This window comes from Chelativorans intermedius, from assembly GCF_025398255.1.
Taxonomy (GTDB): domain Bacteria; phylum Pseudomonadota; class Alphaproteobacteria; order Rhizobiales; family Rhizobiaceae; genus Chelativorans; species Chelativorans intermedius.
The window spans coordinates 105,879-121,315 of record NZ_JAODNW010000002.1; the positions used below are offsets into that span (position 1 = coordinate 105,879).

General features: G+C 64.0%; 14 protein-coding genes. 9 read left to right on the top strand and 5 right to left on the bottom strand.

Features of this window, described 5'->3' with window-relative positions; genetic code table 11:
- Positions 1 to 31: 31 nt before the first annotated feature.
- The 4 genes from NYR58_RS02720 (at position 32) to NYR58_RS02735 (ending at position 4,543) form a co-directional block, all read left to right on the top strand.
- A complete protein-coding gene (locus NYR58_RS02720; protein ID WP_261518935.1) occupies positions 32 to 937 on the top strand; it encodes a LysR family transcriptional regulator in 906 nt (301 codons plus the stop codon).
- 583 nt (positions 938 to 1,520) lie between these two features.
- The gene (locus NYR58_RS02725; protein WP_261518936.1) at positions 1,521 to 2,897 is read left to right on the top strand and encodes an MATE family efflux transporter; all 1,377 of its coding nucleotides are present in this window, start codon (positions 1,521 to 1,523) and stop codon (positions 2,895 to 2,897) included.
- 12 nt (positions 2,898 to 2,909) lie between these two features.
- Positions 2,910 to 3,665, top strand: a complete 756-nt coding sequence (locus tag NYR58_RS02730) for a methyltransferase family protein (RefSeq protein ID WP_261518937.1) — start codon at positions 2,910 to 2,912, stop codon at positions 3,663 to 3,665.
- Complete coding sequence (locus tag NYR58_RS02735; protein WP_261518938.1) at positions 3,665 to 4,543, top strand: alpha/beta fold hydrolase; 879 nt, start codon at positions 3,665 to 3,667, stop codon at positions 4,541 to 4,543. Before NYR58_RS02730 ends, NYR58_RS02735 begins: the two co-directional genes overlap by 1 nt.
- A 340-nt stretch (positions 4,544 to 4,883) precedes the next feature.
- On the opposite strand, the gene NYR58_RS02740 is transcribed toward NYR58_RS02735, so the two are convergent.
- The 3 genes from NYR58_RS02740 to NYR58_RS02750 all read right to left on the bottom strand — a co-directional run bounded on the left by NYR58_RS02740 (position 4,884) and on the right by NYR58_RS02750 (position 7,750).
- Complete coding sequence (locus NYR58_RS02740) at positions 4,884 to 5,870, bottom strand: DUF3137 domain-containing protein (protein ID WP_261518939.1); 987 nt, start codon at positions 5,868 to 5,870, stop codon at positions 4,884 to 4,886.
- A gap of 1 nt (position 5,871) precedes the next feature.
- Complete coding sequence (locus NYR58_RS02745) at positions 5,872 to 6,492, bottom strand: LemA family protein (RefSeq protein ID WP_261518940.1); 621 nt, start codon at positions 6,490 to 6,492, stop codon at positions 5,872 to 5,874.
- Positions 6,493 to 6,697: 205 nt separating this feature from the next.
- Positions 6,698 to 7,750 (bottom strand): MurR/RpiR family transcriptional regulator, encoded by a 1,053-nt coding sequence (locus NYR58_RS02750; RefSeq protein ID WP_261518941.1) that lies wholly within the window; start codon positions 7,748 to 7,750, stop codon positions 6,698 to 6,700.
- Between NYR58_RS02750 and NYR58_RS02755 the strand changes: the two genes are divergently transcribed.
- Genes NYR58_RS02755 through NYR58_RS02775 form a run of 5 tightly spaced genes read left to right on the top strand, consistent with a single transcriptional unit; the run spans position 7,749 to position 12,842 of the window.
- Positions 7,749 to 8,753: a polyamine ABC transporter substrate-binding protein gene (locus NYR58_RS02755; protein ID WP_261518942.1), complete on the top strand. Its 1,005-nt coding sequence runs from the start codon at positions 7,749 to 7,751 to the stop codon at positions 8,751 to 8,753. The two genes, NYR58_RS02750 and NYR58_RS02755, sit on opposite strands and share 2 nt — an antisense overlap.
- A 10-nt stretch (positions 8,754 to 8,763) precedes the next feature.
- Complete coding sequence (locus NYR58_RS02760) at positions 8,764 to 9,942, top strand: ABC transporter ATP-binding protein (protein ID WP_378074529.1); 1,179 nt, start codon at positions 8,764 to 8,766, stop codon at positions 9,940 to 9,942.
- Positions 9,939 to 10,871 (top strand): ABC transporter permease, encoded by a 933-nt coding sequence (locus tag NYR58_RS02765; RefSeq protein WP_261518943.1) that lies wholly within the window; start codon positions 9,939 to 9,941, stop codon positions 10,869 to 10,871. Before NYR58_RS02760 ends, NYR58_RS02765 begins: the two co-directional genes overlap by 4 nt.
- A complete protein-coding gene (locus tag NYR58_RS02770; RefSeq protein ID WP_261518944.1) occupies positions 10,868 to 11,695 on the top strand; it encodes an ABC transporter permease in 828 nt (275 codons plus the stop codon). The genes NYR58_RS02765 and NYR58_RS02770 overlap by 4 nt, the downstream gene beginning before the upstream one ends.
- A 4-nt stretch (positions 11,696 to 11,699) precedes the next feature.
- Entirely contained in the window at positions 11,700 to 12,842 is a 1,143-nt protein-coding gene (locus tag NYR58_RS02775; protein WP_261518945.1) for a DmpA family aminopeptidase, read from the top strand.
- 225 nt (positions 12,843 to 13,067) lie between these two features.
- Here NYR58_RS02775 and NYR58_RS02780 read toward each other — a convergent pair whose 3' ends face one another.
- Both NYR58_RS02780 and NYR58_RS02785 read right to left on the bottom strand, forming a co-directional pair.
- Positions 13,068 to 14,975: a bifunctional sugar phosphate isomerase/epimerase/4-hydroxyphenylpyruvate dioxygenase family protein gene (locus tag NYR58_RS02780; protein WP_261518946.1), complete on the bottom strand. Its 1,908-nt coding sequence runs from the start codon at positions 14,973 to 14,975 to the stop codon at positions 13,068 to 13,070.
- A complete protein-coding gene (locus tag NYR58_RS02785; protein WP_261518947.1) occupies positions 14,972 to 15,418 on the bottom strand; it encodes a type II 3-dehydroquinate dehydratase in 447 nt (148 codons plus the stop codon). Before NYR58_RS02785 ends, NYR58_RS02780 begins: the two co-directional genes overlap by 4 nt.
- Positions 15,419 to 15,437 lie beyond the last annotated feature (19 nt).

Below are 15,437 nucleotides of genomic sequence, written 5' to 3' on the forward strand. Positions count from 1 at the left end.
TTTGAGAAATCGTTCTATTAAACAGAACGATATGGCCAATCTGAACTACAATCATCTCCGATATTTCTGGGCCGTTGCGCATGACGGGAACCTCACCCGCACGGCCGAGCGGCTGAACCTCTCGCAGTCGGCGCTCTCCGTGCAGATCCGCAAGCTTGAGGAACGTCTCGGCCATGCCCTGTTCGAGCGGCGCGGCCGTCAGCTCCAGCTCACCGAGGCCGGGCGCATTGCCCTCGACCATGCCGATGCGATCTTTGCGACCGGAGAGGAACTTCTGGGCACGCTGCGGCAGACGGGTGCCACCCGCAAGGCCCTGCGGATCGGCGCGCTGGCAACGCTGTCGAGAAACTTCCAGATCGATTTTCTGCGCCCGGTCCTCGGGCGCGCCGACGTGGAGGTGATCCTGCGGTCCGGCAGCCCGGCGGAGCTGCTTGCGGCGCTCGAAGCGCTCAATGTCGATGCGGTTCTGATCAATCGCCCTGCCGCGCGTGACGCCGTGACGCCGTTCATCTCGTATCGGCTGGCAGAACAGCGGGTGAGCCTGGTGGGCACTCCGGCGCGCGCCGCGCAGGGCAGCACGCTCGCACAGCTGCTCGCCTCGCAGCCCGTCATCCTGCCAACGCCGGAGAGCGGCGTGAGGGCTGGCTTCGATGCTCTTGCCGACCGGATGGGCGTGCGCCCGCAGATTGCGGCGGAAGCCGACGACATGGCGATGATGCGCCTTCTGGCGCGCGAGGGCATCGGCCTGGCCGTTCTGCCCCGGATTGTCGTCAAGGACGAGCTCGAAAGCGGAATGCTGGTGGAAATCGACCGCCTGCCGGGAATCTCCGAAACCTTCTACGCCGTGACGATCGAACGGCGCTTTCCCAATCCGCTCCTGCGTGAGCTCATCAGGCTGCAGGAAGGCCGTGCCGGCACGCTTGAACCCTCCGAATGAGGGCGCGGCCACCGGATGGGCAGGCGATGTGCCCGTCCTGCCGGCCACGGCCGATTTGACCGGGCAGCAGGCGCCTCGGAAATGCTGGCCCCGGCGGCGAAGAGTTCGAGCTCGGCAAGCGCATCCGCGCAGAAAGGCCGACGATCTCCGTGCTGGTCCTGTGTCCGCAGCGCGATTGCGCCTGCGTTTGGCCGATTACGCCTCTTTTTGTCGATTCCCGCACTTACCGGATCTGCGGAGGGGGCCTAGTCCGTCGCCGTCAGACCAGGAGATGAGCGATGGAAGTTCTGCCCACGGACGTCATGCCGGCATGCATGGCCAAATCCTGCTGTGCGACGATGCCGCCGGTGCCGCCATTGGGGCGCCGTCCCTCGCTGGCATGGCAATCCGCCCGCCATGCTGCGCTGCCGGCGCCGATGCGGGATGGACGAGGGCTGCGGCGGTGCCGAGGAAGGTCGGTTTCGCATCACTGGAACGGCCCGCCCCTCCGCGCAATGCCTTGAGCCTCCGGTTTCTCCCGACCGTCTGACAATTGTTTCCCGCATTCCTTGCCCCGGCAGGGGTGCGCGCTCGGAAAACACCCATGACACACGCATCATCTCCCGGCTTCAGGGCAGGGGGCAACCGGCCCTTCGGCTTTCGCCGCGCGCCATCGCAGAACGCCGCCCGGATACTCGCGACTGCGGCACCGGTGGCGGCCATGGCGCTCGTCAACATGTGCATGAGCGTCACCGATACGCTCATGGCCGGGGCACTGGGCGCCGAGGCACTCGCCGCTGCGGGGGTCGGAAGTGATCTCTATTCCATAGCGTTCTACCTTGCCATCGGCGTGGTCGGAGGGCTCGCGCCGCTTTATGCCGCAGCCCATGCCGATGCAAACAGGTCCCGGCTGAACCGCCTTCGCGCCTCTGGCTGGGGCGTCGCCGCCCTTGTCGGGTTGCCCATGGCCTGCGTCGTCTGGACGGCGCCCGCCTGGCTTGAGCCTCTCGGCATCGAGGCATCCCTGCTCGACCACGGCCAGGGCTACACCCGCGCGATGGGACTGACCATGCTTCCCATGCTTGCCGCAGGCGTCCTGCGCACCCGTCTTGTTGCGCTCGAGCAGGCCGGAGCGCTCTTCCGGGTGACGCTCGCCGCGGTGCCGCTCAACGCGGTGTTGAATGCGCTGCTGATGTTCGGTGTGGCCGGCTGGCCGGGGCTGGGCCTGACTGGAGCGGGTATCTCCTCCTTCCTCGTGGCGTCGTTCACCTTCGTGGTCTTCGCGCGGCTTGCCGTGCGGTGCGGGGATGCCGGCGCCGCCGTCCCGCCGGACCGCCTTGCCATGGCGGAGATCCTGCGGCTCGGCCTGCCCATCGGCGTTGCAACCCTGTCGGAGGTCGGGGTGTTTCTGGGGGCTACGCTCTTCGTTGCGACCCTCTCGGTCGCCGATGCCGCGGCGCATGTCCTGGCAATCAGGGTCTCTGGCGTCACGTTCGCCGTGTCGATCGGGCTGCTGCAGGCGGCGACCATCCGCATGGCCCGTGCAGAGCCTGACAGGGGTCATCAGCGCGCGATTGCGCAGACCGCGCTTGGCCTGTCCGCCGCCGCCGGCCTGGCGCTGGCGTGCGGCATCGCGCTCGCCGCCTGGCCGCTCTCGCACACGCTGGCGCAGGGCGGCGCCGGAACGGAGGCGGCGGGCATCGCCGCGATCCTCCTTCTTCTCGTCGCCGGAGCAGAGCTTCTTGGCCCTGCGGGAGCCGCTGCCACCGGGATCCTGCGCGGCGTGCGCATGACGCGGGCGCCGATGGCCTTCTCGCTGCTCGGAAACTGGGCGGTCGCCGCCCCCATGGGAGTCTTCCTCGCCACCTCCGCCGAGCTCGGCGCGGTGGGGGTGTGGATTGGCCTTGCCGTCGGATCCGCGACCGCCTCCTGCCTCACCGTCATCCATCTCGTGCGGGTTCTCCGCGCCCACCAGCCCTGAAAGGAACCATCCATGTTTTCCAAGGCCCTCATTCTGCTCTATGCCGGCCTCGCCTATGTGCTGGCCATGGCAAACATCGCCTATATCGTGGGTTTCCTTGCCGATTTCGGCGTGCCCAAAGGCATCAACGATGGCACCCAGGGCGCGCTGTGGCCCTCGGTCGCGATCAATCTTGGACTTATCTGGCTGTTCGGCCTGCATCACTCGACGACGGCGCGGCGCTGGTTCAAGGCATACTGGACGCGGATCGTGCCGCCGTCGCTCGAACGGGCAACCTATCTCTACATGACGGCCATCGCCTCGGCTCTGCTCATCGCCTTCTGGCAGCCCATCCCGATAACCGTCTGGCGGGTGGAAAACACCATGGGATACTGGGCGATCTGGGGGGCCTATCTCTCCGTCTGGATGATGATGTTTTCAGCCACCTTCCATTTCGGCCACCTCGGCTTCTTCGGCCTCGCCCAGGCGTGGGAGAAGGTTGTCGCGGCGAGGCCGGCCGAGACCTCCTTCTGCGCGCGCTGGCTCTATGGCATCGTGCGCCATCCGATCAGCCTCGGCTGGATGCTCACGCCTTGGCTCACGCCGCATATGACCCTGGGCCAGATCGTCTTTGCCATCGGCGCGACGGCCTATGTGCTTGTCGCCACCGTGTTCGAGGAACGCGACCTGGTGGCCGAACTCGGTGATCGCTACCGTGTCTATCGCAGGCAGGTTCCGGCTTTTCTGCCGAGATTCCGCGCCTGCAAATCCACCCAGCCCGCTGAATGATGTCCGGCAGAAAGGGCCGTCCTGCGGTGAACCGGCGCGAGCTTTCCTCCACGTTGAATCCAAGGCGCATCGGATCCGGCCGAGGCCGGCCTGTCATTGCCGTTCATGGCGCGCTGTCCGACCAACGCATCTATCTTCCTCTCGCAACGGCCCTCGGGCGGCACCGTCCGGTGATCACCTATGATCAACGCTATTTCGGTGCCAGGCCGTGGGTCGATGGCGGGCAGGGCTTTTCCCGCCGGGTTCATGAGGACGATTTGATCGGGCTTGTCGAAGCGCTTGAGTGCGGCCCTGTCGATCTGCTGGCCTGGTCCTATGGGGGCGATGTGGCGATGCATGCGATTCTACGACGGCCGGAGCTGTTTCGCGCGGTTGTCCTGTTCGATCCCTCGATCGGCGCGATCCTGCGCCATGTGAGCGGAGCGGATGCAGCGACTGCGCAGTTCCTGGCTGCATTGCGGCCAGCAATGGATCTGTTGGCCGCGGGCCAGACGCAGGCTGCCGCAAAGGCGTTCATCTGCGGTGTGACAGGACGGTCTGAGACCGAAATCGAAGCTTTCGGGCCCCTTGTCTCATCCATCATAGCGGACAATGCGCGCACCCTGGCGCCGTTTCTGAAGGCCCTTGCAGGCGACCACGGCGCGCCGCTCGACCCGGAGGCCGTTGGCCGCCTGCCGATCCGGAGCCTGATCCTGACGGGGGAACGCTCGCTCCTGCGCTACAGGATGATCGCCCAATGGCTCGGCCGGCGCCTCCCGGCCGCCCGGCTGATCACCGTCGCAGGCGCCACGCATTTCGGCCCCTGGGAGCAGGCGAAAGCCATCGCCGAGCTCGCGGAACGGTTCCTTCGACGCTTCGAGGGGGCGATCCCGGACTGACACTTGATCGGCAAATGCGGCTTTCAGCGCGGCGATGTCGATCTTCTGCCCCGCCATCATCCCCCGCCTGAAACTGCAACATCTGGATTTCGTGCTCAATTGTCGGCCCCTCCGCTTCGTCGGCGCTCATGCAGAAGGAGCGGAACGGGCTGTCGCCCCCACGGTCTTCCCGTCGCAAGGGGCCTCTTTGGCATGTCTGAGCAGGGCGATCGAGCGCCGCCAGCCCAGCTACACAGGGCAATAGCGTTTCGTCGCAGGCCGGGCGAGATCAGCAGGGTGCGCATCGACTTGAGCGATGTGCGCCCAAGGAGAAATTGCAAGGTGCTGACCGGCTGCGTGATCAGATCCGGCTGCGGTTGTCGAGATCGAGCGTGTCGATGATCTCGAAGATGATGCCGAGTTCCTCTACCAGCTTTTCCAACCGCTCCGGCTGGTCGAAAGGCTTGAAGATGTGGCCACCCTCGAAACGGTTTTCGCCGCAGCGCAGGGCGAGGAGCAGCCGGCTGCCGATGAAGGCGGCTGCCAGGCTGCGCGGACCCTCGCCGGTGTTCTCCGCCAGCCGCTGCAGCCGCTCCATGAAGGTGGGCGTGAGCAGGTAGCGCGCTTCCACCTGATCATTGGAATAGACCTCGAACATGCGTTCGAAACGCGGATCCTCCAGCCTGACGCGTTCGCCCTCGCGCCCGAGCCCCACGATCATGTTGCCGAGCCAGGTGGCATCGGGCACCACCACCGTGCGGCCCTGAAACCGCTTGGGGAACTCGTAGATCATCAGCAACCCGCGGAAGACGGTGCGGTATTCGACCTTGGTGTTGCCGTCGCTGTCCTGCCGTTCGGTGCGGCGTTCGAGCAGCGCCTCGCAGAGCTCGAAGCGAACTCCGTTGTGCTCACCGGCGATCCTGTCCTCCAGGTTGCGCCTGTCATGACCCGGCACCAGCCCGGTTTCTCTGAAGGGCGCGAAGGCAAACCGGAACCGGCCAGGCGAGAACTTCAGGCCCATCGCCTCGCAGATGCCGCCCACCAGCACCTGCTTGAATTTGGCGTGTATCTGCTTGTAGATCATGGCAGCGCCGGCGAGCGCCGCGAAGATGACGAGAATGGCGCCGGCTATGATGAAGAAGTCGTCCAGGCCGGTCATGACCGCGATCAGGTCGCCGGCCAGCATCGCGCCAAGCGCGGTGACGGCCAGCACGCCAAGGACGATGATGCGCTTCACCGCCTGCCGGCGCTGGCGTTCCATCCGGGCCAGGGCCGGGGCGATGTGCTGCCGGTAATGTGCCGAGAGATCGTGCGGAGCCTGTGGCGAAAGCTCAGGCTGAGCGCTCATGTCAGGATCCCTGCTTCGGTGACGCTCCCTCCTGAGGCACGCCGGTGGACTGGCCCAGAACATCCGAGACATCGACCGGCTGGCGTGCCGCCTCGTCCTCGATCTCGAAGAACGGCATGGTCTGTACGCGGGCGAACCCGGCAATCAGTGAGCCGGGAAAGATCTGCACAGCATTGTTGAGTTCGGTGACAGCCGCGTTATAGAAGCGCCGGGCGGCGGCGATGTGACCTTCCACCTCGTTGAAGGTGAGCTGGGCATTCGACATGGTCTCGCTGGAGCGCAGCTCGGGATAGTTCTCCGCCACGGCGAAAAGCTGACGCAGGCCGGCCTGAAGTGAGCCCTCGGCATCGAGATGCTGGCGCACCTGCTCGCCGATGCGCGGATCGTAGGGCGCCTGCGCCTGGTTGCGCAGCTCCGTGAGCCGGGCCAGAAGCTCGCGCTCGTGTGCCATGAAGCGCTCGGCCATCTTCAGCACGTTGGGCAGAAGGTCGTGCCGTTTGCGCAGTTGCACGTCGATGGAGGATAAGGCCTCCTGCACCCGGTTGCGCCTGCGGATCAGCGCCACATACCACAGATAGGCGAGAACCAGCATAAAGCCGGCCACAATGGCGATCCAGATCACATCAACCTCCCGACCCTGTCTGGAAGGGCAGGCTAGCCCGCCTGGCACATCGGCACAAGCTGCAGCCTGCGCGGCCAAGCATGTGTGAGGCAAACCCCCGATAGGGCCGATTCTGCTCGCTCGCGATTGGCCGGTTTCGCGCCTGGCTGGAGGACGTCAAAGCATTGCCGGGTACCGGACGGATTTTGCCCGTGCGGGCAGAGGGTCAGAAGATCCGCAGCCGCTTGGCGTGGGCTTTCCACTGCAACAGGCGTTCCCGCGATTCTTCCGGGTGGGCAGCGGCCACGGCATCGACGAGCAGGCTCAGCGCCAGCGATATGCCGACCGTCGATTCCAGGAACAAGCCGGTTCGTGACGGTGCATAAATGACCGCGTCGGCGATGCCGCGGCTCCAATGGCAATATTCGTCGGAAACCACAATGCAGGCCCGCTCCTCCTCCCGAGCAAGCCGCGCAACCTCGATTGCCTCGCGGGCATAAGGCACGACATCGACCAGCACGAGGCAATCGCTTCCGGGCGTTGTGCCTTCGATGCGTGCCCATTCGGCCAGCATGCCGTCGTGGGGCGAAAGATAACTCACGTTGCCGCGCGCAAGCGACAGACGGCGGGCGAAATCCTCTGCGATTCCGCGGACGGACTGGAAACCGGTGATGAATATCCGCTCGCTCTGCGACAAAAGGCTGCCCGCGCGCTCCCAGTCCGCGCCCGTCGTCTGCTGGAAGACTGCCGTGACGACGCCGATTTCCGCCTCCATCACCTGTTCCAGCGCCCTGTGCACGCCCTGCCGCGCTTCCGGTGCCGGGCTGGCCACTGTGTATTGCTGGCGCAGCAGTTCCTTCAGCTCCTTCATGCCGTTGCAGCCGAGTCTGCGCAGCAGCCGTCCGACCGTCACCTCGCTGACGCCGACCCTCGCCGCCAGCGACTTGCCGGTCTCCAGTCCCAAGGTGTTCAAGTTGAGCAGAACGAACTGTGCAAGCTTGGCCTCCTGCCGTGGCAGGCTCGGAACGGCCTGTTCGAGTGCCTCGACGAACTCGTCGAAACTGAGCTGCGGGTAGGAAGCAAATCCAGGCATCTCCGACCTCTTTTCGGGGCGCAAAATGAAAGAAAAATAACATTTGACAGAAATGTTATCACTGCAGCACCCTGATGGCCATGCCGGTGGAACGCTCTTCCGGCAAAAACCAGAATGAGGGGAAGCCACCATGCAAAAGTCCCGAAAAACCGCCCGGACCTCGGCGGCGACATCTGCGCTTGCCATGGCCCTTGCCGTTGTCGTCGCGCCCGCTGCCGCTGAAGGCCGTCTCAACCTCTACAATTGGGGTGATTACATCAATCCGGAAGTCTTGCAGCGCTTCAGCGAAGAGTTCGACGTCGAGGTCACGCTCGATACCTACGGCACGAACGAGGAGATGCTGGCCAAGATCCAGGCCGGCGCCACAGGCTACGACATCGTATTTCCGTCGGTCTGGATGCACGACGTCATGTTCAACCTCGGCCTGCTCGCCAAGACCGGTATCGGCAGCCATCCAGACTTCAAGAACATCGACCAGACCTTCATCCGCGCAAAGACGGATCCGCAAGCCGAATATTGTCTGCCCTACGCCTGGGGTAGCGTCGGCATCGTCTACAACAAGAAGGTGGTCGACACGCCCATCAAGGGCTGGGCGGACCTCTTCGCCGTTGCCGAGGCTGGCAAGAAGGTCATCCTTCTCGACGATCCGCGCGAAACGATCGGCATCGGCCACATCATGAACGGCACCTCGGTAAATTCGGTGGACGAAGAGGAAGTGGTGAAGGCGACGGACTACATCATAGAGCGCATCGGCGACGTGTCGGCCTTCACCTATGACAGCATCCCCCTGGTCCAGTCAGGGGATGTCGCTGCCGCCCACTGGTATGTCGGCGCCAACATCTTCGTCAGCCAGATGCCCGACATTCTGGAATATGTGATCCCGGAGGAGGGCGCCACGATCTATCAGGAGGACATGTGCGTGCTGGAAAGCGCTCCGAACCGGGAAAACGCCATCAAGTTCCTGGAGTTCTATCTGCGGCCCGAGATCGCTGCCCTGAACGTCGCCCAGCAGATGAACGGCACGCCCAACATACCGGCGCTGGAGCTCATTCCTGAGGAAATCGCCAACAACGAGACCATATACCCGCCGCAGGAGGTGATGGAACGACTGCAGATCTTTCATGATCTGGGCGAGGACATCCGCCTCTATGCCCGCGAGTGGAGGCGCCTCAAGACGGCAGCACAATGAGGCGCTGACAATGGAAGCAACGAGCGCGATGGTAGCCAGCCGGAAAACACAGGAAACCGAGGCAGATCCCGATCACCCGGTTCTGGAAATCCGGCACGCGAAGAAGCGCTTCGCCACCCCGGAGGGGCAGGAAGTGGTCGCGCTCGACGATGTGTCGATCACCGTCGCGCGGAACGAGTTCCTGACACTGCTCGGCCCCTCCGGCTGCGGCAAGACCACCCTGCTCAGGGTGGTCAGCGGCTTTGAGGATCTCGACGGCGGAGAGATCCTGATCGACCGGCAGGACATCGCCCGGCAGCCTGCCTATCGGCGTCCCGTCAACACGGTCTTCCAGACCTATGCGCTGTTCCCGCACCTGTCGGTGGCGCGCAACGTGGCCTACAGCCTCGAGGTCGCTCGGGTAGACCCGGCGGAGATCCGCCGGCGGGTGGGCGAAATGCTGGAACTCGTCGGCCTTGCAGGCTTCGGAGACAGACGCATCAACCAGCTGTCCGGTGGCCAGCAGCAGCGGGTTGCCCTTGCCCGCGCCCTCGTCGCGCGGCCCAAGATTCTGCTGCTCGACGAGCCGCTTTCCGCTCTGGACAAGGGTCTTCGGGACAAGATGCAGCAGGAGTTGAAAGCGCTCCAGCACGAGCTCGGCATCTCCTTCGTCTTCGTGACGCACGATCAGGAAGAAGCGCTCACCATGTCGGATCGGGTGGCGGTGTTGGGCCATGGGAAGCTGCAGCAGATCGGCCGCCCGCAAGAGCTCTATCGCGCCCCGCGCAACGTCTTCGTGGCGCGTTTCGTGGGCGAGAGCAATCTCTTTCCTGCAACCGTCACCCAATCCGACCCTGCCGGAATCGCCTTGCGACTGTCCGACGGCCAGGAGGTGCGCCTGCCCGCGTCAACGGGCAACGTCCTGATGGTGGGCGCGAAGGTGCGACTGATGGCCCGTCCCGAAGATGCGCGGCCCGCCACCGGCAAGAATAACGCGGGCGGTCTGCGCTTTCAGGGCCGGATAAAGCAGGTCTTCTTCGTTGGTGCACACTACAAGATCCTTGTGCACACGCAGGCCCACGGAACGCTCAAGGCATCGCTGCCAGCAGGCGAGGATCTTGGCTCCACGCCCGCCCCCGGCCAGGCGGTAGAGCTGCACTTTCCGCCGGCCACGCTGCATGTGCTCCTCGATGAGGAGGCCGGCCGATGATGGTTCGCGGCACGCTGAAATGGCGCCAGGCGATAGCGCTTCTCGGCCTGCTCGGCGGCCCGACATTGTTCCTCGGCGTCTTCTTTCTGGGGCCGCTCGTCATTATGCTGATTTATAGCTGGCTCGAGCCCGGCCTCTACGGCGGCGTGGTGTGGAACTTCTACCACCTGAATTACGGCCGCATCTTCGGCTGGGCCAATACGCGCTACGAGCAGTTCGACCCCGCCTATCTGCGGATTTTCGCCCGCTCGATCTGGCTGGCGCTGTGCACCGTGGGTTTAAGCCTCGCCATCTGCTATCCAGCCGCCTTCTGGATCAGCCGCCAGCCCGAGTGGCGCAAGAACCTCTTCATCTTCCTCATCACGCTTCCTTTCTTCGTGAGCCTCATCGTGCGGCTGTTTGCCTGGGTGCTGCTGCTTCGGCCAACGGGTTTCATCAACCAGGCGCTCATGGGCCTCGGCATCGTCGACCAGCCGCTGGAGATGATCTTCACCGGCTTTGCCGTGGTGCTCGGCATGGTCTACATCTTCATCCCCTTCATGTTCCTGCCGGTCTATGCGAGCGTGGAGAAGCTCGACATGGCCATGGTGGAAGCCTCATTCGACCTCGGCGCCGGCCGCTGGCAGACCTTCCGCCGCGTAATCCTGCCGATGACGCTGCCCGGCGTCATCGGCGGTTCGATCATCGTCTTCATACCGAGCCTGGGCAACTTCATCGTGCCGTCGCTGCTCGGCGGCGCCAAGGTGATGATGATCGGCAATCTGATCGAACAGCAGTTCCTCTCGGCGCGCAACTGGCCCTTCGGCGCCGCACTCAGCATGGTGGTCATGGCCACCGTGCTCGTTCTGCTGCTCGTCTATGTGCGACAGATGACGCGAGAAGATCGCGCCGTCGCGGCCGCCCCCGAACCGACGGGAGACATGAGATGACGCGTTCCGGCATCCTGTCGCGCCTCCTATCGGTCTATGGGCTCCTCTTCTTCGCCTTCATCTATGCGCCGATCCTGCTGATCGTGGTCTTCTCCTTCAATGCCAACCCGGTCAACATGATGATCTGGGACGGTTTCACGCTCGACTGGTACCGCACCATATTCGGTTTCCCAAGTCGACTTACGGAGTCCACTCTCTACGTTGAATCGACCCGCCAGCTCTATGCTGCAGTGCGCAACAGCCTGTTGGTTGCCCTGGTTGCCAGCAGCGTGTCGACGATTTTTGGGACGGCGATCGCGCTCGCAGTTGCGCGCTACCGTTTCCGCCTGCGCAGCTTCTACCGGGCTTTCATGTTCATGCCGATGATCATGCCGGACATCGTGCTCGGCATCGCGCTCTTGATCTTCTTTGTTTCCCTTGGCGCGCAGCTCAGCATCTACACGATCATGATCGGCCACTGCACCTTTCTGATCAGCTACGTCTTCATCGTCGTCAGCGCCCGCATCGCCGACATGGACGACAAGCTGGAGGAGGCTTCCGCCGATCTCGGCGCAAACCCTTGGCAAACCTTCCGCCGCGTGACCCTCCCATTGATCCTGCCCGGCGTCGTCGGCGGCGGACTGCTTGCTTTCATCATCTCCATGGACGATCTGGTCATTACCTACTTCATCGCCGGCGTCGACTCGACCACGCTGCCGGTCTTCATCTACGGCATGCTGCGGCGCGGCATAAAGCCGGAGATCAACGCCATCGCGACGATCATGCTCGTCTTCTCGATCCTGGTCGCCTCGGCTGGCCTCTATCTTCGGGCCAGGAGGAAATGACAGGATGATCGAGAAGCAGACACGCCGCAGGCCGCGCGCCCGTGAGCTTGGCCTCCGCCTGCCCGGAGTGCCGGGCGCCCACAACGCCATCACCGACGTGCCCGGCGTTCTGGTCGGATACGAGACCTTGAGCTCGCATCGCGAGCCGGGCCTGCAAACGGGGCCGCTGCCGGTGCAGACGGGCGTGACGGCGATCCTCCCCGCCGGATTCGAGACAAGGCCGCGCCCGGTCTGGGCAGGCCAATTTACGCTCAATGGCAATGGCGAAATGACCGGCACGCACTGGATCCGCGACGGCGGCTACTTCGTCGGGCCGATCCTGCTTACCAACACCCACAGCGTGGGCGCGGTGCATGACGGGGCGACACGTTGGATTCTGGAGCACCACGGCAAGGCGTGGCGGGACACGCATCTCTGGGCCATGCCCGTCGTCGCGGAAACCTATGACGGCGTGCTGAACGACATCAACGGCCAGCATGTCCGTCCCGAGCACGCCTTGGCAGCCATCCGCGCGGCATCCCCGGGGCCGGTGGCCGAAGGTAATGTGGGCGGTGGCGCAGGCATGATCTGCTACGAGTTCAAAGGCGGCACCGGCACCGCTTCGCGGCGTGTGGAGATTGCAGACGGCACATATCACCTGGGTGTGCTCGTACAGGCCAATCACGGCGTGCGGCCATGGCTGAATGTCCTCGGCGTTCCGGTCGGCCATGCCATGAGGGAGGATCGCATTCCCGACTTGCACCACGAGCGCGGGTCCGTGATCTGCATCATCGGTACCGACCTTCCCCTGCTGCCATCCCAGCTTCAAAAGCTGGCGCGGCGGGCCACGATCGGGATCGGCCGCGGCGGCACGCCGGGCGGTAACAATTCGGGTGACATGTTCCTCGCCTTCAGCATCGCCAACGACATGGACCTGCCCCAATTGAGCGGCCCCTGGCGGCAGATGACCTGCCTCAACGACGAGCTGCTCGATTCCGTCTACCTTGCCGCCGTAGAGGCGGTCGAGGAGGCGGTGCTCAACGCCATGCTGGCCGCCGAGGACACGCCGACGGCCCGCCCGGCAGGATCGATATGCCGCGCTATCGACGCAACAAGGCTTCTGAGGCTGGTCGAGGGGCACATGCAGCGACGTGGCGTCTCAGGCTGAGGCCGTCTCTCGTTCCCTCCGGTATGGTTACAGCGCGCCAGGCAACCGGCTTCTTCCCGGCGGGCCTTCGCATGAAAATTGACCCAAATCGCCTCGAACGCAATCAGCACACAAAGGGCATCGGGCAGTCGGTTCCGCGCAGCCTTTCGGTGCGCTGATTGGCGCCTCTACGTGCAGAATTTGACGCACAGCCCGCTGGAAGATGCCGCGTAAACCCGGCGCGCCTCAGCTCTTTGGCATCCCGGCCGGCCTCAGCTCTCGCTTCTGTGCGGCGATACGGAAGGACGCATTGGCGGCACCATAGCCGCGGTATTCGCCGCGGCGTTCCACGATCTCGAAAAAGAAACCCTCGCCGTAATTGGTGCTGTAAAGCTGGAAATATTCGCCGCCTTCATCGCGGTCATACAGGATATTATGCGACCGCAGCTGTTGAGACAGAGCTGCATCAATGCCGAACCGTGCCTCGAGGTCATCGTAATAATTGGGCGAGATCTCCAGCGGACGGAAGCCGAGCTTCCGCATCGCCGCCGCGCTTGCAAAGATATCGCGGCTGGCAAAGGCGAGGTGCTGCACGGACGAACCGAAGCTTTCGGCGATAAAATGGCCCGCCAGTGTCCTGCGGCTCTCGGCGCCGTTGAGCGTGAGCCGCAGCGCGCCATTCTCGCTCTCTATGACCTGGCTGCGCACGAGCCCGCCGGGGTCGACCACGTCTACCATCGGGGACTTCCGGGTACGGAAGATCGCTGTGTAGAACAGAATCCAGGTCAACATCTCCTCATAGTTCATCGTCTGCGCGATGTGATCCACGGCAACAAGGCCTGCGTCGACCGTCGTCTTGCGCTCCGGGAGCGGCGCGAATTCAATATCCCAGACACGCGAAAGCTCGCTGCGGCTGTCGATGAAATAGATCACGCCGCCGCCGACACCGCGAATGGCCGGAATGGCCAGCTCGCCTGGCCCGTGCTTCTGCTCGAAGGGTTCAACACCAAGCGCGCGGGCGCGCGCCACCGTCGCCTGCGCGTCCTCGACTCGAATGCCGAACGCATAGGCATTCGTGCCGTGCACAAGATACGAGGAATGGGCAAAGCCTTCGTGCTCGGTGTTGATGACGATGTTGATGCCGGACGCGGAGGGTCCCTGCCGCCACAGCACCACATCCTTGTTGCGATGCTTTGCCTGTGGCGCAAAGCCCATGGTCGAAAGAAGGTGGCCCAGCTCGTCCGCTTCCTCGTCATTGGCAGCGAATTCAACGAATTCCACGCCCTCCACCGGAATCCGCTCGGGCATGTCGGGCACGTCGATTGCAATCGTGCCAGGTTCGATGCGGCGGACCTGGTCCATCAGGTTCACCAACGCCCGCCTGCCGTCCACCGCGATCGACTTGGGCGAACCGCCGCGGAACTGGTCGTTGAAGATTTCGAGCGAGAGTGGGCCGTCATACCCTGTGGCCGCCACAGCGCGCATGAAATCGACAACGGGCAGGTCGCCCTGGCCCGGCATGTTGCGATAGTGCCGGCTCCAGGAGAGCAGGTCCATCTCCATACAGGGCGCATCCGCGAGCTGCACGATGAAGATGCGATCGCCCGGGATGGCGCGGATCGTCTCGACGTCGAGCTTGCGCGCCAGCGTATGGAAGGAATCGAGAATGAGGCCGATATTGGGGTGGTCGGCGCGCCTCACAATCTCCCATGCATCGCGATGGTCGTTGATGTGTCGCCCCCAGGCAAGCGCCTCGTAGCCGACCCTCAGCCCCCGCCTTGCGGCGCGCTCGCCAAGTTCATGGAAGTCGGCCGCGGCGCGGTCGATACCGCCAAGGGCGGTCGGCGATACGTTGGAGCACACGAGCATCAGGTCGGTGCCGAGTTCGGCCATCAGGTCGAATTTGCGCTCGGCCCGGTCGAAGGCACGTGAGCGCTGCGGCTCGGGAAGGCCCTCGAAATCGCGGAAGGGCTGGAACAGTGTGATCTCCAGCCCGTGATCCCGGATCATGCGGCCCACTTCGGCTGGCGTCCCGTCAAAGGCGAGGAAATCGTTTTCGAAGATTTCCACGCCATCGAAACCGGCGGCGGCGATCGCCGCCAGCTTCTCGCGCAGGTCGCCGCTGATCGACACGGTCGCGATCGACGTCTTCATGTCTCATGCTCCCGAACCAGGTCGATCAACGCCTTCACTGCGAGCGCGTATCCGCGCGACCCAAGCCCGGCCAGCACGGCGGTGGCGACGGTCGAGACGAGCGATCGGTGATAGATCTCCTCGCGCCGGTGAATGTTGGAGATGTGGAACTCGACGATGGGCCGGGGAAACATCTTCAGCGCATCGAGCAGCGGGATCGACCTGAAGCTCAAGCCTGCGGGGTTGATGAGGATGCCCGCACCTTCGTCGATCGCCTCATGGACCCAGTCGACAAGCTGATGCTCGGCATTCGACTGATGGAATCGCACAGGCCTGTCGCTCGCCGCCTCGCGGCACATCACCTCGATCTCTGTGAGTGTTGTGGTGCCGTAGATTTCCGGCTCGCGTTTTCCGAGGCGGTTGAGGTTCGGTCCGTTGAGGACGAAAATGGGCTTGATGGTCATTGTCGCCTACCTTTCCGGC